The following is a 21,295-nucleotide window of genomic DNA, read 5'->3' as shown; positions in this document are numbered from 1 at the left end:
GAAATAAAAAAGCCGCTCTTCGTTTGAAGAGCGGGCTTTTCTGGCCTATCCGCCAGTCTTGATAGGTTATTGGGTAATTTCTTCGTAAATCAAGGTTGGCTTAGGTACCGGGTTCGCTGAAAGCTTGATGTTTTCAAGCAGAATTCCTTTTACTTTTTCAACATCTTCTGTATTGCTGTAAATGGTAACAAGTGAATCTCCCTTTTTCACTTCATCACCAATTTTTTTATTAAGCATAAGGCCCACTGCCAGGTCGATTTCTGATTCCTTAGTCGCTCTCCCCGCACCAAGCAGCATGGCTGCCGTACCGATTTCATCAGCGGTCATCTCGGAAACATATCCATCTTCCTCTGCAGCCACTTCAATCTTGAAGCTTGCCTGCGGAAGTTTGTCCGGATTATCGACTACAGAAGCGTCCCCTCCCTGGGAAGCAAGGAATGTCTTGAAGGTTTCAAGTGCAGAGCCATCCTTCATGGCTGCAAGCAATTGATTCCGTGCATTTTCAAGGGTATCTGCCTTACCGGCCAGAAGCACCATGTGGCTTCCCAGCGCCAGGCACAGTTCTGTTAAATCTTCAGGACCTTCACCTTTCAAGGTATCAATCGCTTCTTTCACTTCAAGCGCGTTCCCGATGGCAAACCCAAGCGGCTGGCTCATGTCTGAAATGACAGCCATGGTTTTGCGGCCTACGTTATTGCCGATTCCGACCATGGCACCGGCAAGTGCCCTGGAATCTTCAATCGTTTTCATGAAGGCTCCGGCACCAGTCTTAACATCAAGTACGATGGCGTCCGCTCCGGCCGCAATCTTCTTGCTCATGATGGAACTGGCAATCAGCGGGATGCTGTCAACAGTGGCGGTTACATCGCGGAGCGCATATAACTTTTTGTCCGCTGGAGTAAGATTGCCGCTCTGCCCGATGACTGCGATTGAATTTTTATTTACAAGTTCAATGAATTCCTTATTTTCAATTTCCACGTGGAAACCAGCTACAGATTCAAGCTTGTCGATCGTTCCGCCAGTATGTCCAAGGCCGCGGCCGGACATTTTTGCCACCGGCACCCCAAGAGCAGCGACAAGAGGTCCAAGCACCAGGGTAGTTGTATCTCCTACTCCGCCTGTGCTATGCTTATCCACTTTAACACCCTTAATTCCCTTCAAATCGATCTGGTCTCCCGATTCAACCATGGCCATGGTAAGATCGGCACGTTCCTGCCCGGTCATGTCCTTGAAATAAATCGCCATGGATAAAGCACTCATCTGATAATCCGGAATCGATCCATCCGTGTATCCTTTTATGATGAACTTTATTTCCTCATTTGAGAGCTCTTCACCGTTTCTCTTTTTCTCAATTAAGTCTACCATTCTCATCTTTATCACCGCTTCAGTTTATTTTCTCTAATACAAGTATTATGAAAGTTCTTTTACTATTGTTTTGATCAGGCTCAGAAAATCAGCTTTTACTTTTTCAGTGGTTTCAATTACTTCGTCATGTGAAAGCGGCTGATTCAGGATGCCCGCAGCCATATTGGTTATGCAGGAAATCCCGAGGACCGATATGCCCGAATGGCGTGCAATGATGACTTCAGGTACCGTAGACATGCCGACAGCATCTCCGCCGAGGGTCCTCACCATCCGCACTTCGGCAGGAGTTTCATAAGCTGGTCCTGACAATCCAAGGTAGACGCCTTCTTTAATTGGTATATTCAGTGCTTCTGCTGCCTTTTTAGCCACTTCCTGATATTCCTTGGAATAAGCTTCAGACATATCAGGGAATCTTACCCCAAATTCGGCATCATTTGGGCCAATCAGCGGACTTGTCCCGGTGAAATTGATATGATCCGTTATGATCATTAAATCTCCGGCACTCAGGTCCTGATTCACTCCGCCAGCAGCATTTGTCACGATCATTTTGTCTACACCAAGCAGCTTCATGACTCTGACCGGGAACGTCACCTGGCCCATGTCATAGCCCTCATAAAAGTGGAACCTGCCCTGCATGGCGATGACCTTCTTGCCAGAAAGTGTGCCAGAGACCAGCTGCCCGGCATGGCCTTCCACGGTAGAAACCGGGAAGTTAGGGATTTCCCCATAAGGAATTTTCACGGCATCTTCAATCTCATCTGCCAGGACGCCAAGCCCCGAACCAAGTATTAAGCCGATTTCAGGTGTGCCTGAAAGTTTTTCCTTTAAATAATCTGCTGCTTGATTGATTTTCTCATACATGATTATTCCACCTTCCCCTTTAATTCTGCCATGAAGCTGGTTCCATGCTCCGGCATACTTACCCCGAAGTTTTCTGCAATCGAAGCGCCTATATCCGCGAAAGTGTTTCTAAGCGGCAGTTCCCTTCCGGCCTCAAACTGCTTGGAATATACAATCAATGGCACGAACTCCCGGGTATGGTCCGTTCCGTGATGAACCGGGTCGTTCCCGTGATCAGCCGTAATGATCAATAAATCGTCTTCCTTCAGCTTATCAAGCACTTCCTCAAGTCTTGCATCAAATTCCTGAAGTGCTTCCCCATAGCCGATCGGGTCCCTTCTGTGGCCGAAAGCAGCATCAAAGTCAACCAGATTTAAAAAGCTTATCCCTGTGAAATCCATATCGAGGGTCTGGTTCAGCTTGTCCATTCCATCCATATTGGAAGTTGTCCGCAACGAATCGGTGATTCCCTCGCCATCATAGATATCTGAGATTTTTCCGATAGAAATGACATCCAGGCCGGCATCCTTCAATTCATTCATGACTGTACGGCCAAATGGCTTCAGGGCATAGTCATGGCGGTTCGGCGTTCTTTTAAAGCTTCCTGCCTCACCAATAAACGGCCTTGCAATGATCCTTCCAACCATAAACTCATCATTCATCGTCATCTCACGGGCTATTTTACAAATATGATAAAGCTCCTCAAGCGGTACAATTTCTTCATGCGCTGCAATCTGAAGTACGGAATCCGCAGATGTATAAACAATCAGCGCCCCTGTTTCCATATGCTCCCTGCCCAGCTCATCCAGGATCTCTGTTCCGCTTGCAGGCTTATTGCCGATTATTTTTCTTCCTGTCCTCTTCTCAAGCTCCAAAATCAGAGTGTCGGGAAAGCCGTCAGGAAACACCTGGAATGGAGTTTGTATATTGAGGCCCATGATCTCCCAGTGTCCTGTCATGGTGTCTTTTCCGTTAGAAGCTTCCTGCATTTTCCCAAAGTAAGCAAGCGGAGTTTGGGCTGCATCTATTCCTTTGATCGGCCGGATATTGGCGAGTCCCATGCTCCCCATTACCGGCATGTGGAGACCGTCCATCCGTTCCGCTATATGCCCGATGGTATCGGCGCCTTCATCACCAAATTTTGCAGCATCGGGTGCTTCACCGATTCCCACCGAATCCATTACGATCAAAAAAACCCTATTAAAGCGTTTACTCTTCTCCATATATTTCTCCTCCAACTATTAATTATAAGCGTAAATACTGTTATGTTACCCGCATGCTCATAAATTAACCGGATTCATTTATGTATTCGTCAGAAGTCTGACAACCTCATTTTATACGAAGGTGACTGTTTATCACAATGAAAATCTATTAAAACTCTTCCCTTATTCTTTATTTGTTCGATTCCTGTTCACAAAAACCTGCCAGACCACGAAAAAAGCAGCCATTTTCTAATGGCCGCTTATCCGGAGGAAGTCATGCCCTCGGATGGAATTTGGTATATACCTCTTTTAATCTCACATTTGTAACATGCGTGTATATCTGGGTGGTCGAAATATCCGCATGTCCAAGCATTTCCTGGACTGCCCTTAAATCTGCACCGTTCATAAGCAGGTGCGTGGCAAATGAATGCCTGAGTGTATGCGGAGTCAGTTCCTTTTCAATCCTGGCTTCCTCTGCCAGTTTCTTGAGGATTTTCCAATATCCCTGCCGTGTCAGCCTATTGCCGTGATGATTAAGGAACAGAAAGTCATTCCGGTTCTTTTTCATAAGAACATCCCTGCCCTTATTCAGATAATCCTCTATAGCCGACAGGGCAGCCTGTCCAATTGGAATGATCCTTTCCTTGCTGCCCTTGCCGACGCAGCGGACAAACCCCATATCTGTATGTACATCTGTCAGCTCAAGCGAAATGAGCTCACTGACCCGCATACCGGTTGCGTACAGGACCTCGAGCATTGCTTTGTCCCTGAGGCCAAGGGGAGAATTGGTTTCCGGTGCTTCGAGCAGTGCCTCCACCTCTTCCATGCTCAAGACCTTCGGGAGGCTTCTTTCAAGCTGTGGGCTCTCTATATGGACGGAAGGATCATGCCCCGACACTTTTTCACGCAGCAGGAACTGATGGAAGGAACGAATGGAAGCTACATGGCGGGCCAATGTTTTCGACGACTTCCCCTGTCCTTTCAGGAAAGAGAGAAAGTGGACAATATTGGCGCGCTGACAGTCATTCCAATCCCCAATCTGTTCAACATTGACTAAATACTTCATATAAGATTTGAGGTCCCGTTCATAGGAGACTGTCGTATTCTTAGACAGGCCTTTTTCTACGGTCAGGAAATGAAGAAAATCTTTTATCTGGTCCTGCATGCTTTTTACTCTCCATTCTTATAGAACAGCAGCAGCCGGTCCATCCATCTCCCTCCCTCAGAATGGACTGAGCCCGACACTTTGACAGCCGTCCCTTTTGGTTCATCATAACGATGATAATTCTCATATTCCTGATTCAGCCATACCATCCCAAAATAAAAAAGGACAGTGAAACTGACAAATAATAAAAATACCTTTGCCGTATTGAAAAGTAAATCGACTGAGTATTTCATAGGACAGCCCTCCATTTATTCAGCTAATTCAATCTATGCCCAGGGAGCTGAATTTTATACATAAAATAGAGGCTGAACCCCATGGCTTATGCGGATGCGAAAAACCTTTTCCGTGTGAGGAAAAGGCTTATGTAAGGTTTATGGCTGGTGTGCTGTCATCTTTATTTTCATGCTTCGCCTGGCATCTATGGCAGATGCCGTGGAAGGTTAACCGGTGGTCCTTGATTTTGAAGTGCCAATTGCGTTCAACCACTTCCTCAACGTCCTCGAGGAGGTCTTCCTGTATCTCATCAACGGCACCGCATTCTATGCATACTAAATGATGATGGAAGTGGGCGGCCCCTTCCTGCCTCAGATCATAGCGGGAAACTCCATCACCAAAATTTATTTTATCGACAATTTTAAGCTCAGTTAATAGTTCCAGTGTACGGTATACAGTGGCTAATCCGATCTCTGGCGATTTTTCTTTCACTAGGAGGTATACATCTTCTGCACTTAAATGATCCTCTTCGTTTTCAAGCAAAACCCGGACGGTAGCTTCTCTTTGAGGTGTTAACTTATAACTGGACGAGTGCAACAGTTTTTTTATTCGTTCAATCCTGCTTTCCATAGCTTTTCCCCTCCCTCGCCGCTGTCTTTTTTATTATATCAAATGAAAGAGGAGTGTCAAAATATAATTATTATAAATAAGCTCTTCAATTATTTATAATTATTTAGAATTATTATAATTTGGATCTATTTTTCATTCCCCACCAGGCTGACCACATTTTTCATAAGCTGCGGGGACAGATAGGTTTCAATCGCTCCCGCCGCAAGTAAGACAGCCACCGCACAGGTGAAGGACAGGAAGTACTTAATGATGACCGGCTTCAGCGGATCCCTCAGCTGTTTCATGAACAGCCTCCGGATAATTTTAATGGACAGCGAGAGTGCCATAGCTGTTATCAGGATGAATACCGGCACTATGAATATGTTTTGCGGGAAAATAGAGACAAATGCCAGCAAAAACCCGTTAAAGCCCATCTGATTCACCAGGAACCCTACAGTGAATCCGACCACCATCCCTTTCAGAAACAATAGAACCAGAATGATGGGCAGGCCGATGATCGAAATGCCCAATATCCAGATAAGCCCGATATACTTGACATTATGATTGACCGTCTGCCAGTACATCCCTTCCGAGTGGTCAATCCTTCCCTGCTTAACCTGTCCGAAAAATTGCGAGAGATAATAGAATAGGTCATCCTTCTGATTCAAGTTCAAGCTGTTTACGATGATGGCTCCGAAGATGACTCCCATAAGAAACAAAATGGTGATGAATAAATAGAGTGAAGAATTCTCTTTAACATGTTTTAGTAGAGTGAATGTTATCATGGATTTTTTCTTCATTATATCTTCCCCCCGATATTCTTAGTAAATTGTATGGAAGGTAAGCCTCTCTTATTACTCGCTGGGAAAAAATATATAAAATGAGCGGATGCTGTGGTATAATTTCTAGCAATTTACCGTATGGGAGTGTGAATGTCTATGAACGCCGTTTTACTAGATTTCCCTGAAAGGATTGAAACAGAAAGGCTTTATATACGGCCCTGCCAGCCAGGGGACGGAGGTGCAGTTTTTGAAGCGGTGGAAGCTTCCAGGGGAGAGCTTGCCCCGTGGCTGCCTTTTGCCCAGAAGCCAATGACGCGTGAAGAGTCAGAAGAAAGTGTCCGGAGGTCTTACGCCAAGTTTATTGCCAGGGAAGATATCCGCCTGCACATATATAGGAGAGAAGATGACCGATTTATCGGCAGCACCGGCTTACATAGAATGAATTGGAATATCCCCAAGTTCGAGATTGGCTACTGGATTGATTCACGCTGGGCTAAAAAGGGATATATGACAGAGGCAGTCAAAGGCTTGACATCCTTTGCCTTTGAATACTTCAGTGCGAAACGGGTGGAAATACGATGTGATCCTGAAAATGCGGCAAGCCGGCGAATTCCTGAAAAACTCGGCTTTCAGCTCGAAGGCGTCCTGAAGAATGACTCCTTAAGCGCGGACGGCCTAAATGTCAGGGATACTTGTGTGTTCGCTAAAACTGTAAAATAACGTAAAGGACAGAAGCGCAGCTTCTGTCCTTTCTTATTCATTATTCTATTTGACCTTACCGTAGGTGCCTCCACCGCCTGATTCTATGTTGAGGCCGCCCTTCCTCGCCAGATCGATATATTCTGCTATCCTGGCAGGTACGGTATCTTTCAGGTCAGCCAGACTGGCTTCATGCAGGATTCCCATTTCGGTCCCGAATGCCGAAAGAAGCCTTTCCCTCATCCTGGGACCGAGCCCTGGGATGAACTCCAGCGGCACCTGGTGAATATATGGCGGCCTCTTTCCCGGGGATGGATTGGGGAAATAGTTCTTTATTTCTTCAATCCTCTGTGAGACCCCTTTAATGAATGAAGAACTTTGGCATTCTGTGCAGACAGTTTCATTACCCGTCTTTTTGGCATGGCATTTGGCACAGACTGTGTCATGATATTTTCCAAGAAGCGGATTCAGTCCGTAGTTCACCGCTACTCCCCGGCCGTCCTTCTCCTTCAGTGCCAGGGACAGCTCCTCAAAGCTCGCCCTCAATAACCTTAGTGCCTGGTATTCCCTTGCTATTTTCCCAAGTGAATGCGCATCGGAATTCGTTAAAAATGCATATGGCTCCAGTTCTTTTATTCCCTGGGCCATGGCTGTATCAGAGCTCAGCCCGAGTTCTACCCCATCTATCAGGTCAGGGTCAAATACCTCCTGAAGACTCACACGTACTCCCCTGCCGAACAGGCTCTTGAAGGGGGTGAAGATATGGGCCGGGATAAACAGCCCTCCCAGCTCTTTCACCTTCTGCTGCAGAATGACAGCATTCACATAGATGCGCTGTGAGCTTAAATGAATATTTTTCTGATGCTTTTCCATCCATCCTGAAAACTCTCTGATTGACTCAAGATTCGGGAAGTAAGCCAGTATATGTATCGGCCCACTGCAGTTTTCATCATATATTTCAATCTCCGTTCCCGGTATCAGCACCAGGTCCCGGTACTTCAGGCCGCCGCCGAAAATGGATTCAAGACTGCCCCCTGCCGTCATTTCCTCCAATTCATCCAGCACACCCGGTGAATGGGCATCGATGATCCCGATGATATCCAGTCCCTTCGTATAGGCAGCGGTATCCAGTATATTTGATAGAGTCAGGGTCCTGGCCCCCGTGATTTTGACAGCCCTGCCTGCCCTTGTTCTTCCTATATGAATGTGCAGGTCTGCAAAATACTTATTCATTGCTTCAGCGCTGCCTCCTTAAGCTGTAAATATTGTACTGCATATACTGTCTTAGCATCATATATCCTCTGTTCCTTCATGTACTGAATCATCTCTTCAAGCGTCAGTTCCAATACCTCCACAAATTCATCCTCATCCAGCGCTGCTGCATTGACTTTCTTCTGCAGTCCGGCGGCTAAATACACATGGACAATTTCATCCGCAAATCCAGGGGACGTATAGAAGGCTGTTAAATAATCCATATGTTCACACTCATAGCCAGTTTCCTCTTCAAGTTCGCGGACAGCTGTTGAAAGCGGATCTTCCCCAGGCTCCAGCTTCCCGGCTGGAATCTCGACAAGAATTCGGTCCATCGCTTTGCGGTACTGTTCCACAAGGACAATTTTATTTTCTGCAGTTATGGCAATAATAGCTACTGCACCGGGATGTTTAACGATTTCCCTGGTGCTCGTCCTGCCGTTTGGCAGTTCTACTTCATCCACTTGAAGCGAAATAACCCTGCCGGAAAATATTTCTTTGGTCCCTAAGGTTTTTTCTTCTAAGTTCTTCATCATTACACTCCCAGTTCTAATCGCATTTGGCTTGTTCATACATTTTACCATAACTGGTTTAGGAGGTTGTCCAATGAAGGTTTATGTAACAGACAAAAGCGTCACAATGGCTGGCAAGTCGTGGGAGATCCGCCGGAAGCTTGCCGAATACGCCGCACAGCATGCCAATTTGTCAGACTGGATTTCTTCTGTTCAAGGCAGTGCCCGCCAGAAGCCCGGGCTCAAACTGATCAAGTAAACTTCCTCGTGCATCCGCCCAATTATTTGTGCATTTTCACACTGAAGCATAAAATATTGGGTAAATACATATGTAGGAATGCTATTAAAAGGGGCGGATATCTATGGAAACACGCAGGTTAGGAAACTCAGAGCTATATGTCAGCAAGATCGGCCTTGGCTGCATGTCGCTTGGAAATCAATATGAAAATGCTGAAAAGATCATTGGCACTGCACTTGATGCCGGCATCAACTATTTCGATACAGCCGACCTTTATGATGGAGGCCAAAACGAAGAATTTGTAGGAAAGGCACTAAAGTCCGTCCGGGACAAGGTGATCATAGCGACCAAAGTCGGCAACCGCTGGAACGAAAGCAGGGACGGCTGGAGCTGGGACCCGTCCAAGGCCTACATCAAGTCTGCTGTAAAAGACAGCCTTCGCCGTCTCCAGACCGATTACATTGATTTATACCAGCTGCATGGCGGGACCATCGAAGACCCGGCCGAGGAAACGATCGAAGCCTTTGAGGAACTCGTTCGGGAGGGCTATATACGCTATTACGGAATCTCCTCCATCAGGCCCAATGTTATTGAGAGATTTTTAAAGAATGCCAAAGGCCTCGCATCCAATATGATGCAATACAGCATCCTTGACCGGCGCCCTGAGGAACTGATGCCGGACTTTGAAAAACAGGGAGTCAGCATCATTGCCCGCGGCCCTGTTGCCAAAGGGCTGCTGACTGATAAAATGCTTGATAAAGCTTCGGACAAGATTAAGAAGGATGGGTACCTATATTACAGCTTCGAGGAATTGGAAACGGCGCTCCGTGAATTGAACGGCCTCTTTGAAGGGCGTTCCATGAATGAAGTTGCCCTGCAATATGTCCTCGCCCACCCAGCCGTTGCTGCCTGCATACCTGGTGCAAGCTCTGCACAACAGCTGGAGCAGAACATCAGCGCCGCAAACAGCAGACCATTGAATGAAGCAGAGGTGCGCGGGATCAAAGCCATCAGCAAGGCAGAAATCTATCGCGAACACCGCTGAATAAGGTTGGACTGATAGGTCCAAAAACACAGCCCCGGGAGAATGGCCGTTTTCCCGGGCTTTGCTGTGCCGTCTATTCTGATTTTTTGGAAGTTTATTTCAGCATGTGGAACGGCGGGTAAACTTGCCAGTGCGGATAGTAAAATGACGAGTTTGGATCTCAGCTTGGCAGGTCGCCGCTGACACAGGGCATTTCCGGACACAAAAAATGCACCAACCAAGCTGGTGCCGGTCTTACCTCTTATTTAAACTTCCGCCAATCCGTATTGCTTTCATTCAGCAGCTCCTCAAAGCTCTTATTTTTCTCCCGCTGCTTCCTTTCTTCCCGCTTGCGCTCTTCTTCTTTTAGCAGGGCAGCATGCCTCTCCTTTTCAAGCTCACTATGTGTTTCTTTAAGCTTTGACAGCATATCGCCTTTAATCATATCACCCAGTGTGATCTGGCCTGAGTCCGCTTCCTTACGCTGACTTCCGGCATGAGCTTGGTTATGTTTTTTTCTCTTTTTCATGGTTATGCCTCCCTTACGTCTCTATTGTACCATGCTTCGGCTTCCGATATTTTGTCAGAAGCCCTGCAGCCGCCTTTTCCTCCGCCATTTTGTGGTAGAATTATTTTGTTCATCCAATTCTTTATCCAGGAGGCAATCTTCATGAAAAAATGGTGGCTCATTCCGGCTGGATTCCTTGGCTACGCACTCGGAATCGGCCTCTATTTCTCGAATCGCGTGATGTACATGAAAAAGAAAGAAGATAACTTCATCCTCGAGCGTGAAACGAAGGCAAAACGCTATATAGCCAATGAGTACGAACTGCTCCCCAAGACTGAAGTACGTGCTGCCTCTTCATTCGGGTATCCGCTGCACTGTGTGTTTGTGAAGCCGCATGACCATTCAAACAAGTGGATGGTGTTTTGCCACGGCATAACTGAAAACAAAATGAACTCCATTAAATATATGAATCTGTTCATAAAAAGGGGCTTCAACGCCGTCATCTACGACCACCGGAGACATGGAGAATCCGGGGGCATCTCAAGCAGCTATGGCCATTATGAAAAATATGACCTTGAAACGGTCATAACGGAACTCCGGAAACGCGAAGGCACTGACATCACCATCGGCATCCACGGAGAATCCATGGGAGCCGTGACCATGCTCCTGTATGCCGGCATGCTTGGCGATCAGGCCGATTTTTATATTGCAGACTGCCCATTTTCGGATTTCACACAACAGCTGAAGCATAATCTCAAATCTGAGGTGCCCATCCCTTCATGGCTGGTGCTTCCATTCGGCAGTCTATTCTTGAAACTCCGCGCCGGCTTCTCCATAAAAGAAATCTCGCCTGCCAGGTATATCGATCATATAAAGAAGCCGGTCTTATTCATTCACAGTGAATTGGATACTTTTATCCTCCCTGAAATGAGCTCCAATCTCTACCAGGCAAAACAGGGCCCCAAGAAGCTATTCATCGCTGCAAAAGGCGCCCATGCCCAATCCTTTAATGAAAATCAAAAGGATTATGAGCTTGCAGTGGATGACTTCCTGGAGGAATATGGATTTAAAGATAAAGCTGGAGGGGCAGCAGAATGAAAAGGGAAGACGGCGAACACCGTCCCCGATTTAACGGCATTGCCCATTGGGTAAAAGTTGAAGGAAGCAGTCATGGGACTGTTCCTCTTTTTATATTGCACGGCGGGCCCGGAGGCAATCATTACACATTTGAGCGCACAGCCGGCCGCCTCTTGGCCCGCTCAAGGACCGTTGTTTATTACGTACAGCGCGGCTGCGGGAGATCTGAAGCCCCCGCATCAGAAGAGGATTACTCAATCTCCCTGCTCACTCAGGACTTCCTTGAATTGATTTCTTGGCTGGGTGCGGAAAAAGTTGATTTGCTCGGATATTCATTCGGCGGCGAATTGGCGTTGGAATTTGCTTCTTCCCTCGGGGAGCGCATACATACTATCATCCTTTCAGGTCCCAGCCTGATCAAATCCGATACAAACAAACTGGTTCAATTGGCCGGCTTTCTATCTGTGGCTGACCGGCACCTTGCAGAACGGATCCGGAGAATCCTGAACGACCCTCACTCCATTTCTGAAGCCTATGATAAGGTGTGGGAAATCGCCGATGCCCATACAGTTGACTCCCTGTTATTTGAAGATCAGGAGATTGCCAAAAAAAACCGGGCATTATGGGACGAAAGCGGGTTAATCAATACCGGGCTGATGGCAAGGGCAGTTACAAGAGATCCGGCCCTCCCTCTTCAGCACCGCCTCCGCGGCATTCTCCATCGGACTTTGATCATTACAGGCGCCTTTGACAGAAATACAGGAATTCCCATTTCAAAGATCATTCACGACGCTCTGCCTGACAGCCGCCTTGTGATCTTTAACAAGAGTGCCCATTTCCCTGATTTAGAGGAGACTGACAGATTCATCCGGGAAATCATTAATTTTCTTGACTGACAGAACCCAAGGACTCAACCTGGGCTTTCCGGAGCATTCGTATAATTCGATAAGGTTAACAATCCCACTGAAAGTATGTGTTGCTTATGAAGAATGGAATTTATCTGGCTTATGTATGCGCCCTCTTGAATGCCCTGATTGTCGGGCTCTCATTCCTGTTTACGGTCAAAGCCCTAGGCCCATCGAATCCCATGGATGTTTTGGCGTCCCGCTTTTCCGTCGGCTTTCTGGGCTTTGCCCTGCTGGCTTCCCTGAAATTGGTCAAGGTCAGGCTGAATCTGAAATCGCTTTACAAGCTTTGGCCGCTTACCGTGTTCTATCCGGCTTTTTTCTTTTTTTTCCAGGCTTATGGATTAAAAACAGTCCCTTCTTCTGAAGCAGGTATTCTTTTTGCCGTCATCCCAATTTTGACCGCTGTCCTGGCTTCATTATTTTTAAAGGAACGAACCACACTTCTCCAGAAAGCTTCCATTCTCTTGTCTGTAAGCGGAGTCATTTTCATTTTCTTCATGAAAGGAAGCACTGTCTCGCTTGCCAACTGGAGCGGCCTCGGTTTCCTTTTGATTTCATGTTTATCCATCGCTGCTTATTCAGTTATGGCACGGAACCTGTTAAAGTCCTTCAAGCCCCTCGAGGTCACTTATTTCATGCTGGGTGTTGGATTTATCTTTTTTAACGCCATTGCCGTCATCAATCATCTGCGAAACGGGGATTTAGAAGCCATGTTCACTCCTTGGGGAAATGCCGGCTTTGCGGCTGCCATCCTGTTTCTTGGTATTCTCGCTTCCTTCATCACCTCCCTGCTGTCCAACTTTGTGCTTTCAAAAATACCGGCGTCGCAGATGAGCGTATTTTCTAATCTATCCACGGTCATTTCCATCATAGCCGGGGCAGCCTTCTTGAACGAGAAGGTATATTACTATCATATCATCGGCTCGACGCTGATTATCCTCGGCGTTATCGGCACCAACTTATTCAAGGATAAACCAGCAGATGCCGGGTCCTCCGGGAAGGCTTCCTAGCTGCCGGGATAGAAGCTGCCCAGTACTACGTTTTCAGGAGTGATACGGATCCCGAAAAGAAACCGACGGCAGACATCTGATATGGCTTTATAGGCATTAAAAATGCCGGCACCCATCAGGGCGCCGGCATTCTTTTCATTTCTTTGTATAATCGATGAACCGCATCCGCGGATTAATGATCTGGTTAGGGCTTGAAAGCCTGAAGTTATTGCTTTCTTCATTATAGTCAATCTTCATTTCTTCATCGAGGAATATCGCCTTGGAGCTTTCTATATAAAGGGGGCCTGCATTTGTCTCGAGCTTCTGTTCATCGGAAGCTGCACTGCTCTCAAGCCAGAGGGCGGTGACCCCGCTCACTGCGCATCCGCATCCGTCGATATCGTATTTTAATTTAAGGGATCCCGCAGAATCTCCGATTTTTTCACCAATCTTGCTTTTCGCTTTTTCCGTCCATTCAACCAGCATGAAAAAAACTCCTTCGGCAGGAAATCAATCCAGCCATCATATTATTTACTTCTTCAGTTTAACAAAATTAAAAATCATTTAAAAATATCCCGACTTGCGATACCATTGATAATGAATATTCTTGAAGGGATGGATCATATTTGTCAAAAGTGCAGATCAAGGTAATGGATAATGGGGGGTTCCGTGTTACAGGAGATGTGGAATTGATTGACATGGAGGGCAATGCGTTTCCTTCAAAGCCGGCTTTCTCTCTATGCCGCTGCGGCCTGTCCAATAATCTTCCTTATTGCGATGCTTCCCACAAAGGAAACTTCGAGTCCCGCGTACGTGTCGAAAATAAGGAATAGCAGCAAGAGGAGGAAGCCTTGAGTGAGCTTCCTTTTTTATTTTCTCATGAATGCCGGAATGCAGCATATGTTAGGAAGAACCCTTACCATGAGGAGACTTGTTCATGAAACCTGCACCGAGAGTCGTTTTTCACACCGTCACCCGATCACAGGTAAAAAAATTTTTCATTACAGAAGGCTTATGCGGACCTGCTGTCTTTGCTGTCCTTGATAAAGCCTATGCCAATGAATTCATGGCCGCTTTAGGCAGCATGGCCAGCTCTCCTGTCATCCATAAGGGCTATCGTTTCTTTCAGTCAAGGTTCCGCCGAAAAGAGCATTCCATTTCTCTTCAGCGCTTCCTCTCCGGAAAATAGCCTGCTCCACAGGGCAGCATATTTCGAGGAATGCTGATCCAAATCTTTCAATTAATCTTCCGCCAGCTGTACATCCACTATTTCTGCAAGCCGCAAATAATGGAAGTCATTGAACCGGTCTACAACATGCAGCTTCTTCTCCCAGTCATTATAATAGTGGATCGTCCCCATCACGAGGCTGTGCCGTTTGTTCGCATAATACGTGATGGCAACGCCCTTTCCCCCTTCCATTGCTTCCCCAATGATGCTGTTCATATATTCGAACTGCTGCTCATCCGGCTCGATCTGCTGCTCAAAGGTGTCCTCATGCGCCCAGTCCCGCAGCAGCTTCACATGCTCCGGCAGCATCATGGAGGTCCATTTTATCCTTCCCCTGTCTCTGATCATTTCTGCATCTCTCCTTTTACGCTTTATGGCCGCCAAGCAGCCTGCTTCGATAAACCGCGGTACCCGCGTCTGTATAGGACACTGCCCGCAGGAGCGCCTTGGAGCCGAACTTCCTCCGCAGCGAATCGACTGTATAGCCCAGCTCCCTTTTTTTCCAGCGGTTCGGATCGAACAGGGTAAGCTGCATTTCGCTGTCATCGACAATATTGGAAAGGGCAATGGAAATCTGCCTCACTGTTTTGCCGGTGTAATTTTCCTTAAAAAGATCCAGGCAGACTTTATACAGATCCATCGTGATATTGGTCGGCTCCTCCACCGTCCGCGACCTGTGAAAGCCCCCTCCGAATTCATCCTGGCTGTAGCCGATCCCAAAGCTGACCGTCCTGCCCGCCTTCCGGTGGGTTCGTGCCCTTCTTGCCACTTCCTCGCACATTTCGAGGATTACATGCTTAATTTCCTTTTCTTCCTTATAGTCCCGCAGGAGGATTTGGCTTTTCCCAAAGCTGACCTGCCCTTCCATGATCGGTGCCCCGATATCGGATAAATCCACTCCCCAGGCATGATAGTACAGCTGGCTGCCCATGACCCCGAACTTGCCCTCAAGCTTTTCACGGCTGAAATGGGCAAGCTGCCCGACCGTGAAAATCCCCATCGCGTTCAGGTTTTTCTGCATCCTCCTGCCGATTCCCCACATTTCGCTCAAAGGGGAAAGCGGCCATAATTTCTGTGCCACATCCTCATATGTCCATTCGGCGATGCCTTTCTTTTTTGCTTCCAGATCCAGGCACAGCTTTGACAGGAGCAGGTTGGGCCCTATTCCGATTGCACAGGGAAGCTGGAACTCCCTTTCAATTTCATCCTTGATTTTTTTAGCGATTGTACGTGCATCCCCCCACAGGGGCAGAGCTCCGTCCACCTTGAGGAAGCTTTCATCCACACTGTAGGTATGAATGGCTTCTTTTGGGACGTATCTGTGGAACAGCCGCGTGATTTCAGTAGAAATCCTGAGGTATGAAGCCATCTTTGGTTCCACCACATGAATGCAGGGATCCGTGGGGATCTCAAACATCCTTGATCCCGTTTTAATGCCGAAGTCCTTTTTCATCCGGGGAGACGCCGCGAGTACTACACTGCCGGTACGGTTTGTATCGCCTACCACCGCCAGATGGCAATCGAGGGGATCCAGTCCCATCATCACAGCAGAGCAGCTTGCATAAAAGCTTTTCATATCTATGCATAATATTGATTGCCTGGGCAGCGTATTATAATCGACCATGCCCTTCCCCCCAAAATAACAGAATATACGTTCGTGAGTTATTATACCCATAATCTTAAACGAATACACGTTCGCATTCAATGGAAATTTACTTACAGTTTTCAACATATAGGGCGATTTGGAGGAAACAGGCAGGAGAAGAGATATTTTTTATCACAAAAAAATAGATAAGTCCGTGTAATCATACGGACTTATCTTTAAATTGGTCACTGGCATAGGAGGCATCCTGGGTAATATCCACTACCCATGAAATGACCGTAGCGCTGTCGGTGCCCCGGTGGCGATGGACCGTCTGAAGCAGCTCCTGCACACCTTTTTCAATATCCCCGCCGGTGAACTCAGCACGGATGGACGGGGGATCAGGGAAAGGATTGTCCGGGCATTCAAGCAGTCCGTCGGTTGTCAGCAGGATATGATTTTTCCCTTTGCGCAGCTCCTTCCTCCCTGTCGAATAGCAGGGTACTTCAAGCTCAAAGGTGTTGACAAAGCCCACCCATTCATAAAAGCTCCTGCTCGTGAGCTGAAACTGCCCGAATGCGGCAAGCTCATCATGAAAAAGATACAAAGTGTTATCACCAATGGATAACCACCAGATGTACTTGCCCTTCCTTGCTGTGAGCAGGCAGCTCGTCTCTCCCTGAACTCGTTTGCAGCTTTCCAGGAAACCCGGGTCTTGAAAAATGGATAAGATTACAGATTCAAGAGCTGCAAAGGAAGTCTTGAGGGGCTGTGAAAGAGCTTCAAGAATGCGTTCCCTGCGGCTTGTGACGGCGGACAGCACAAGCTCCACGCTCCTTGAAGAATTGTGGCCGTCCAGGATAGCAGCAAATTCCCAATCCTGACCCGAATCCCTCCAGGCGAGAGCGCCGTCTTCATTCTTCCTGCCGCCTGCATCTGAGCATCCTCCATACCGCCCTATTATCATTCCTTCATACACCTGGGCTGAGGGCTCGTCCAAAAAATGCCGGGAGCTCCCCGACCAGCTGAAGGGATATGTTTGAGTGTCTGACATGGGCTTGCCCTCCTATGTTAATGAATGCTGTGACAAATAGTTTTTTAAGCGGCTGCTTACCTCTTGCAGCCCGGCCTTATCAGCCATGGGTGCACCGGGCCAGCGCAGGACATCACGAGGTCCCCAGAATTCTTCCGGAGTGCCGGGATAACGGGGAACAATATGCATATGCAAATGGGCAACGGCATTGCCCGAAACCTGGGCATATACATGCTCCGCCCCTTCACTCTCTTTCAGCGCCCGGCTGATCCTGGACATCGCGATTCCGAAGGCAGCCGCTTCCTCCTCCGTCATATCACCAAGAGATGGAGCATGGCGTTTAAGGTCCAGCATGATATAGCCGCTATATGTAGTATCCCTGCCCATATCAATATGCGACGCAGCCACAAAATCGTCTTCATAGATAATTCCGCCGGGAATCTCATATTCCCCTCTGTATTTATTGCAGATAAAACAGTCTCCCATGCCATTTCCCCCTTTTATATATTCCACACATTATAAGATACCCGGAATGAAATTGGAAGATATTTCTTAAAAGGAGAGGCAGCCGGTTTGGTTATTGGAGCTTTCTCTAGTTATTTAATAATTCTTTTAAAGGAATACCTTGCATTATTAAGTAATGTTTTTTATATTGGATAAGGAGGTGAAAAAATTGGAAATTAACAAAGAGGTTTTAAAAGGTCATATTGATACCTTAATTCTTTCGTTACTGCATAAGAGGGATATGTACGGATATGAAATAGCGAAATTGGTGCGTGAAAAAAGTAAGGAACAATTTGAATTAAAAGAAGGCACCCTTTATTTGTCACTGAAGAGATTAGAAAGTAATAAGTGGATTTCTTCCTATTGGGGTGAAGAACAAGGCCCAGGCGGCAGAAGAAAATATTACAAACTTACCCCATTAGGTGAGAAAGGTTTTGAAGAAAAGCGCATGGAATGGAAATTTGTTAAAAGAATTATAGATACATTTATCGAAGGAGGAGAATAACCTTGAAACAAATAGACAGATATGTAAATTCTATTTACAAAGATGTTGCGGGCAACAAACAAGAAATAGAAGATCTAAGGCAGGAAATGCGTTCCCATTTAATAGAATCCGTGGAAGAGCAGCAGGCGAAAGGGAAATCTAAAGAAGAAGCTATTCGCATCGCAATCGAAAATTTCGGAAGTGAGAGTCAGATTAAAAAAGGACTATCGGAATTCTTTAAAGTCCAAAAGAAATTTACTAATTATGTTTTAACCTTTTCTATTATCTTTTTATTGTCAGGTATTTTCTTTCTCGCTGCCGGATTTTTAGAAGTTAAAAACATTGCTGATGTTGAGCAGGAAAGATCAGATATTATGACTGAAATTTTTGATGCGATGGGTTCTTCAAACAAAGTGACCGGGAGAGAAAAAGAACAATTGTTAACTATTTTTAAAAAGCATGAAGATAAACTAAATGTAGCAGCCGTTTTTAAAGCGGATGGTTTGGAAAATTGGTTAAGAGAAAATGAAGAAGTAAAAGGTGAACCGAACACACACTTTCCAATAGACTATACAAAAGCTGAGATTGTAATTAAAAATAATGATATTGTTGGAAACAAAGCGCAGATTGTGCCCGGCAGCTACGATTTAGGAACGGTTATAATGGCGGATGAACAATGGATTGTTCAATTTGAATATAAACCTTCGTATGAAGCGACGATTGAAAAGTATCATCAATTAAAACACTACACCGGACCCTCCACTTGGACATTTTACCAGCTTCCCATTTTATTCTTTTCTTTATTTATCGTGCTCGGTATTATTTGGCTGTTCTTAAAGAGGCAAAACAGGCAGTTAAAAGGAGTAATAAAGTAATAGGATTCATTGCTCCTGAGACATATCTGAATAACGCGCAAAAAAATCCCCCTGTCATCAGGGGGATCATTTTTTAAAGATAAATTTCCTGCCCACACGTTCAAAGGTGCGCGGGAAAAGAGAAAAAAAGACACTGCCGAGATTCATCCAGCCCGGGAGATTGATTTCCCGTTTATTTGTCAACATGGCGTCCACTACCTTCCCGGCCACGAATTCAGGCTGCAGCATGAAGCGCTGGACATTTTTCACATAGGTGCCAGACTCATCGGCAATATTGAAAAAATTGGTGGCAATGGGACCTGGATTGACGCTTGTGACATGGATGTGATCGTCGGCAAGCTCCATCCGCAGGCTGTTCGTATAGCCGAGGACTGCGTGCTTGGTGGCGGAATAGATGCTCGATTTTGGGGAAGCAATCTTCCCAGCCTGTGAAGCTATATTGATGATATGACCGGATTTTCTCGCCTTCATATGCGGGAGCACCATCTTCGTGCAGGCTGCGAGACCGAGGACATTCACTTCAAACATGGCTCTTGCTTCTTCCAGGTCCACAGCATGTGCATCCTTAAAGACACCGAACCCTGCATTATTGACCAGGATATCAATCCCGCCCGTACCGGCGAGTATCTGTGGAAACACTTTTTCAACAGAGGATGTGTCCGCTACGTCGAGTTGATATACATATGTACCCACCCCATATCGCGCTTTTATCTCCCCGCTCAGCGCCTCAAGCTTATCAAGACTCCTTGCCATCAGGATAACGTTTGCACCGCGTTCAGCCGACTTCAAGGCGATTTCTCTGCCGATGCCGCCCGAGGCACCCGTGATGACGATATTTTTACCTCTTAATTCAGCTGTCATCCTATTGCCCTCCCTGTTTTATACATAATGCCTGAGTCCGTTTTTTCTCCATGAATCTCACCGGCAGCAAGCAGATAATCCAGCTGTCCGACTGTCTCTGACAGCGTCAGTCCCGGCTCCTTCAGGAAAACCTTCGGGAACAGCATGGTGCAGATTTCAAAAGCTGTGGAAGCTTTTGATTCTATCATGCTTTTCACAGTCATGGCCCGGTCATGCTGGCGGTCAAGATTTCGTTTAATCAATGCAGTTGTGTCGCTGATATTTTCTCCGTGCCCCGGAAATACAAGGGAGATGGGCATTTCGCTTAATTCTTTGATGGATCGATTATATTGGAGAAGGGACTTTGGCCTTTCTCCTCCTTTTTCATGGGGAGGTTCGATCAGCGGGTTAGGAGAAATCCTGGCAAGCAGGTGGTCGCCGCCTATCATGCATCCATCCTGTTCATGATAGAGAGAAATATGGCTCTGTGCATGTCCGAGGGTTTCCACCACCGTCCAGCCGGGGTGGCCCGGAATTTCGCTTCCATCCTTTAGGAAGCCTGTAAGCGGCCTGTTGGAGGCATACTTCAGCGAGCCGCGCAGATATTTTATAAACCCGATATATTCATGCGGGACACCCAATTCCCCGGCAAGACCCAGGAAAAACTCATCATGCTCCCGGATAAAGTCATCCTGGAGCAGAAGCCAGCGCTGGTTGGCCTCATGGCCGAGGTAAGGCACGTGGGCAGGCAGGAATCCAGCTCCCCCGGCATGATCAGGATGATGATGGGTGATGATCACCTGTTCAATATCACCGAGTTGAAAGCCCTCTGACAAGAGGCCCTGCTGCAGGGCATGTTTTGATTCATCCGTATTAGTCCCGGTATCCACCAATGTCAGGACATCGCCTTTTAGCAGGTAGGCATGGACGTCCCCAACGGCGAATGGGGTGGGAAGAGGTATTTTGACAATCGAATTGACGGCACGAGACATAAAAAAGGTCCCCTTTGAAATTATATTTAAATAACGACAGTTTATTTTTTCACAGAAATAAAAAAGTTAACAACATCAGTTTAACTTTAAAGAGAAACGATGTCATTATATTCCTATAACGTAAATAAACTTTTTCATTATTTAAATAATTTGACTGTTGACAGAGCGCCTCTCCCTCATGCATAATCACATTTAATATCAATACGTATTTGCGATGAATAAGGCCAGTAAATGATTCAGGGCAAAAGAGAGTGAAGCCGGAAACTGCTGAGAGGCTTTGCTGCCTGCTGATTGTTGAAACCTACCTTATGAGCATTAGGAAAACCTGACGCATGATCCAGCGTTATCCGGATCTTCGAGTGCATCTGAAAATTT

Annotated in this window: 27 protein-coding genes and 1 other annotated feature (1 of these 28 only partly in view); of the genes, 10 read left to right on the top strand and 17 right to left on the bottom strand. The window is 46.6% G+C overall.

Going from position 1 to position 21,295, the window contains the following annotated elements; all coding sequences use genetic code 11:
* Positions 1–66 precede the first annotated feature (66 nt).
* From V1498_RS07620 to spoIIM, 7 genes are all read right to left on the bottom strand, one after another.
* Positions 67–1,371: a pyrimidine-nucleoside phosphorylase gene (locus tag V1498_RS07620; RefSeq protein ID WP_409297973.1), complete on the bottom strand. Its 1,305-nt coding sequence runs from the start codon at positions 1,369–1,371 to the stop codon at positions 67–69.
* Positions 1,372–1,410: 39 nt separating this feature from the next.
* Positions 1,411–2,226 (bottom strand): purine-nucleoside phosphorylase, encoded by an 816-nt coding sequence (locus V1498_RS07615; RefSeq protein WP_409297971.1) that lies wholly within the window; start codon positions 2,224–2,226, stop codon positions 1,411–1,413.
* A 2-nt stretch (positions 2,227–2,228) separates the two neighbouring features.
* The gene (gene deoB, locus V1498_RS07610) at positions 2,229–3,428 is read right to left on the bottom strand and encodes a phosphopentomutase (RefSeq protein ID WP_409297969.1); all 1,200 of its coding nucleotides are present in this window, start codon (positions 3,426–3,428) and stop codon (positions 2,229–2,231) included.
* Positions 3,429–3,681: 253 nt separating this feature from the next.
* A complete protein-coding gene (gene xerD, locus V1498_RS07605) occupies positions 3,682–4,572 on the bottom strand; it encodes a site-specific tyrosine recombinase XerD (protein ID WP_409297967.1) in 891 nt (296 codons plus the stop codon).
* A 5-nt stretch (positions 4,573–4,577) separates the two neighbouring features.
* Complete coding sequence (locus V1498_RS07600) at positions 4,578–4,805, bottom strand: YqzK family protein (protein ID WP_409297965.1); 228 nt, start codon at positions 4,803–4,805, stop codon at positions 4,578–4,580.
* 127 nt (positions 4,806–4,932) lie between these two features.
* On the bottom strand, positions 4,933–5,415 hold the full coding sequence (locus V1498_RS07595) for a Fur family transcriptional regulator (protein ID WP_409297964.1): 483 nt from the start codon (positions 5,413–5,415) through the stop codon (positions 4,933–4,935).
* Positions 5,416–5,540: 125 nt separating this feature from the next.
* On the bottom strand, positions 5,541–6,194 hold the full coding sequence (spoIIM, locus tag V1498_RS07590; protein WP_409297962.1) for a stage II sporulation protein M: 654 nt from the start codon (positions 6,192–6,194) through the stop codon (positions 5,541–5,543).
* Between the two features lie 138 nt (positions 6,195–6,332).
* Here spoIIM and V1498_RS07585 point away from each other — a divergent pair, with 138 nt between their 5' ends.
* Entirely contained in the window at positions 6,333–6,896 is a 564-nt protein-coding gene (locus V1498_RS07585) for a GNAT family N-acetyltransferase (RefSeq protein ID WP_409297961.1), read from the top strand.
* 45 nt (positions 6,897–6,941) lie between these two features.
* Here the strand turns inward: V1498_RS07585 and V1498_RS07580 are convergent, their stop codons facing one another.
* A complete protein-coding gene (locus V1498_RS07580) occupies positions 6,942–8,108 on the bottom strand; it encodes an endonuclease Q family protein (RefSeq protein ID WP_409297960.1) in 1,167 nt (388 codons plus the stop codon).
* Positions 8,105–8,659 (bottom strand): NUDIX domain-containing protein, encoded by a 555-nt coding sequence (locus tag V1498_RS07575; RefSeq protein ID WP_409297958.1) that lies wholly within the window; start codon positions 8,657–8,659, stop codon positions 8,105–8,107. Before V1498_RS07575 ends, V1498_RS07580 begins: the two co-directional genes overlap by 4 nt.
* 73 nt (positions 8,660–8,732) lie before the next feature.
* On the opposite strand from V1498_RS07575, the gene mciZ reads away from it, so the two are divergent.
* Positions 8,733–8,897, top strand: coding sequence for a Z-ring formation inhibitor MciZ (mciZ, locus tag V1498_RS07570; protein ID WP_409297956.1), 165 nt, complete (start codon positions 8,733–8,735; stop codon positions 8,895–8,897).
* A gap of 103 nt (positions 8,898–9,000) precedes the next feature.
* Positions 9,001–9,921, top strand: coding sequence for an aldo/keto reductase (locus tag V1498_RS07565; RefSeq protein WP_409297954.1), 921 nt, complete (start codon positions 9,001–9,003; stop codon positions 9,919–9,921).
* Positions 9,922–10,162: 241 nt separating this feature from the next.
* Here V1498_RS07565 and V1498_RS07560 read toward each other — a convergent pair whose 3' ends face one another.
* Positions 10,163–10,429, bottom strand: a complete 267-nt coding sequence (locus V1498_RS07560; protein WP_409297952.1) for a YqkE family protein — start codon at positions 10,427–10,429, stop codon at positions 10,163–10,165.
* Between the two features lie 141 nt (positions 10,430–10,570).
* Between V1498_RS07560 and V1498_RS07555 the strand changes: the two genes are divergently transcribed.
* The 3 genes from V1498_RS07555 to V1498_RS07545 all read left to right on the top strand — a co-directional run bounded on the left by V1498_RS07555 (position 10,571) and on the right by V1498_RS07545 (position 13,403).
* Positions 10,571–11,506, top strand: coding sequence for an alpha/beta hydrolase (locus V1498_RS07555; protein WP_409297951.1), 936 nt, complete (start codon positions 10,571–10,573; stop codon positions 11,504–11,506).
* Positions 11,503–12,381 carry an alpha/beta fold hydrolase gene (locus tag V1498_RS07550; protein ID WP_409297950.1) on the top strand — a complete coding sequence of 293 codons (879 nt, stop codon included), beginning with the start codon at positions 11,503–11,505 and terminating at the stop codon, positions 12,379–12,381. The genes V1498_RS07555 and V1498_RS07550 overlap by 4 nt, the downstream gene beginning before the upstream one ends.
* 86 nt (positions 12,382–12,467) lie before the next feature.
* Positions 12,468–13,403, top strand: a complete 936-nt coding sequence (locus V1498_RS07545) for a DMT family transporter (protein WP_409297948.1) — start codon at positions 12,468–12,470, stop codon at positions 13,401–13,403.
* Positions 13,404–13,538: 135 nt separating this feature from the next.
* On the opposite strand, the gene V1498_RS07540 is transcribed toward V1498_RS07545, so the two are convergent.
* The gene (locus V1498_RS07540; protein WP_409297947.1) at positions 13,539–13,868 is read right to left on the bottom strand and encodes an iron-sulfur cluster biosynthesis family protein; all 330 of its coding nucleotides are present in this window, start codon (positions 13,866–13,868) and stop codon (positions 13,539–13,541) included.
* Positions 13,869–14,032: 164 nt separating this feature from the next.
* On the opposite strand from V1498_RS07540, the gene V1498_RS07535 reads away from it, so the two are divergent.
* Together V1498_RS07535 and V1498_RS07530 are read left to right on the top strand one after the other, a co-directional pair.
* Positions 14,033–14,215, top strand: coding sequence for a CDGSH iron-sulfur domain-containing protein (locus tag V1498_RS07535; protein WP_409293371.1), 183 nt, complete (start codon positions 14,033–14,035; stop codon positions 14,213–14,215).
* Positions 14,216–14,319: 104 nt separating this feature from the next.
* Entirely contained in the window at positions 14,320–14,571 is a 252-nt protein-coding gene (locus V1498_RS07530) for a hypothetical protein (protein ID WP_409297945.1), read from the top strand.
* A 51-nt stretch (positions 14,572–14,622) separates the two neighbouring features.
* Here V1498_RS07530 and V1498_RS07525 read toward each other — a convergent pair whose 3' ends face one another.
* The 4 genes from V1498_RS07525 to V1498_RS07510 all read right to left on the bottom strand — a co-directional run bounded on the left by V1498_RS07525 (position 14,623) and on the right by V1498_RS07510 (position 17,711).
* Positions 14,623–14,958 carry a YolD-like family protein gene (locus V1498_RS07525; RefSeq protein WP_409297943.1) on the bottom strand — a complete coding sequence of 112 codons (336 nt, stop codon included), beginning with the start codon at positions 14,956–14,958 and terminating at the stop codon, positions 14,623–14,625.
* A 16-nt stretch (positions 14,959–14,974) separates the two neighbouring features.
* A complete protein-coding gene (locus tag V1498_RS07520; RefSeq protein ID WP_409297942.1) occupies positions 14,975–16,234 on the bottom strand; it encodes a DNA polymerase thumb domain-containing protein in 1,260 nt (419 codons plus the stop codon).
* A 181-nt stretch (positions 16,235–16,415) separates the two neighbouring features.
* Entirely contained in the window at positions 16,416–17,246 is an 831-nt protein-coding gene (locus V1498_RS07515) for a protein phosphatase 2C domain-containing protein (RefSeq protein ID WP_409297940.1), read from the bottom strand.
* A gap of 12 nt (positions 17,247–17,258) precedes the next feature.
* The gene (locus V1498_RS07510) at positions 17,259–17,711 is read right to left on the bottom strand and encodes an HIT family protein (protein WP_409297938.1); all 453 of its coding nucleotides are present in this window, start codon (positions 17,709–17,711) and stop codon (positions 17,259–17,261) included.
* Positions 17,712–17,898: 187 nt separating this feature from the next.
* Here V1498_RS07510 and V1498_RS07505 point away from each other — a divergent pair, with 187 nt between their 5' ends.
* Both V1498_RS07505 and V1498_RS07500 read left to right on the top strand, forming a co-directional pair.
* Positions 17,899–18,234 (top strand): PadR family transcriptional regulator, encoded by a 336-nt coding sequence (locus tag V1498_RS07505; protein WP_409297937.1) that lies wholly within the window; start codon positions 17,899–17,901, stop codon positions 18,232–18,234.
* A 2-nt stretch (positions 18,235–18,236) separates the two neighbouring features.
* Entirely contained in the window at positions 18,237–19,088 is an 852-nt protein-coding gene (locus V1498_RS07500) for a permease prefix domain 1-containing protein (RefSeq protein ID WP_409297935.1), read from the top strand.
* Positions 19,089–19,154: 66 nt separating this feature from the next.
* Here V1498_RS07500 and V1498_RS07495 read toward each other — a convergent pair whose 3' ends face one another.
* Together V1498_RS07495 and V1498_RS07490 are read right to left on the bottom strand one after the other, a co-directional pair.
* Entirely contained in the window at positions 19,155–19,949 is a 795-nt protein-coding gene (locus V1498_RS07495) for an SDR family NAD(P)-dependent oxidoreductase (RefSeq protein ID WP_409297933.1), read from the bottom strand.
* Positions 19,946–20,920 carry an MBL fold metallo-hydrolase gene (locus V1498_RS07490; protein ID WP_409297932.1) on the bottom strand — a complete coding sequence of 325 codons (975 nt, stop codon included), beginning with the start codon at positions 20,918–20,920 and terminating at the stop codon, positions 19,946–19,948. Before V1498_RS07490 ends, V1498_RS07495 begins: the two co-directional genes overlap by 4 nt.
* A gap of 205 nt (positions 20,921–21,125) precedes the next feature.
* Positions 21,126–21,295 (top strand) — a binding site (T-box leader) (it continues 52 nt past the right edge of the window).

The organism is Paraperibacillus marinus, assembly GCF_046237605.1.
Taxonomy (GTDB): Bacteria; Bacillota; Bacilli; order Bacillales; family DSM-1321; genus Paraperibacillus; species Paraperibacillus marinus.
This window is presented reverse-complemented; position numbering and strand designations above follow the sequence as displayed.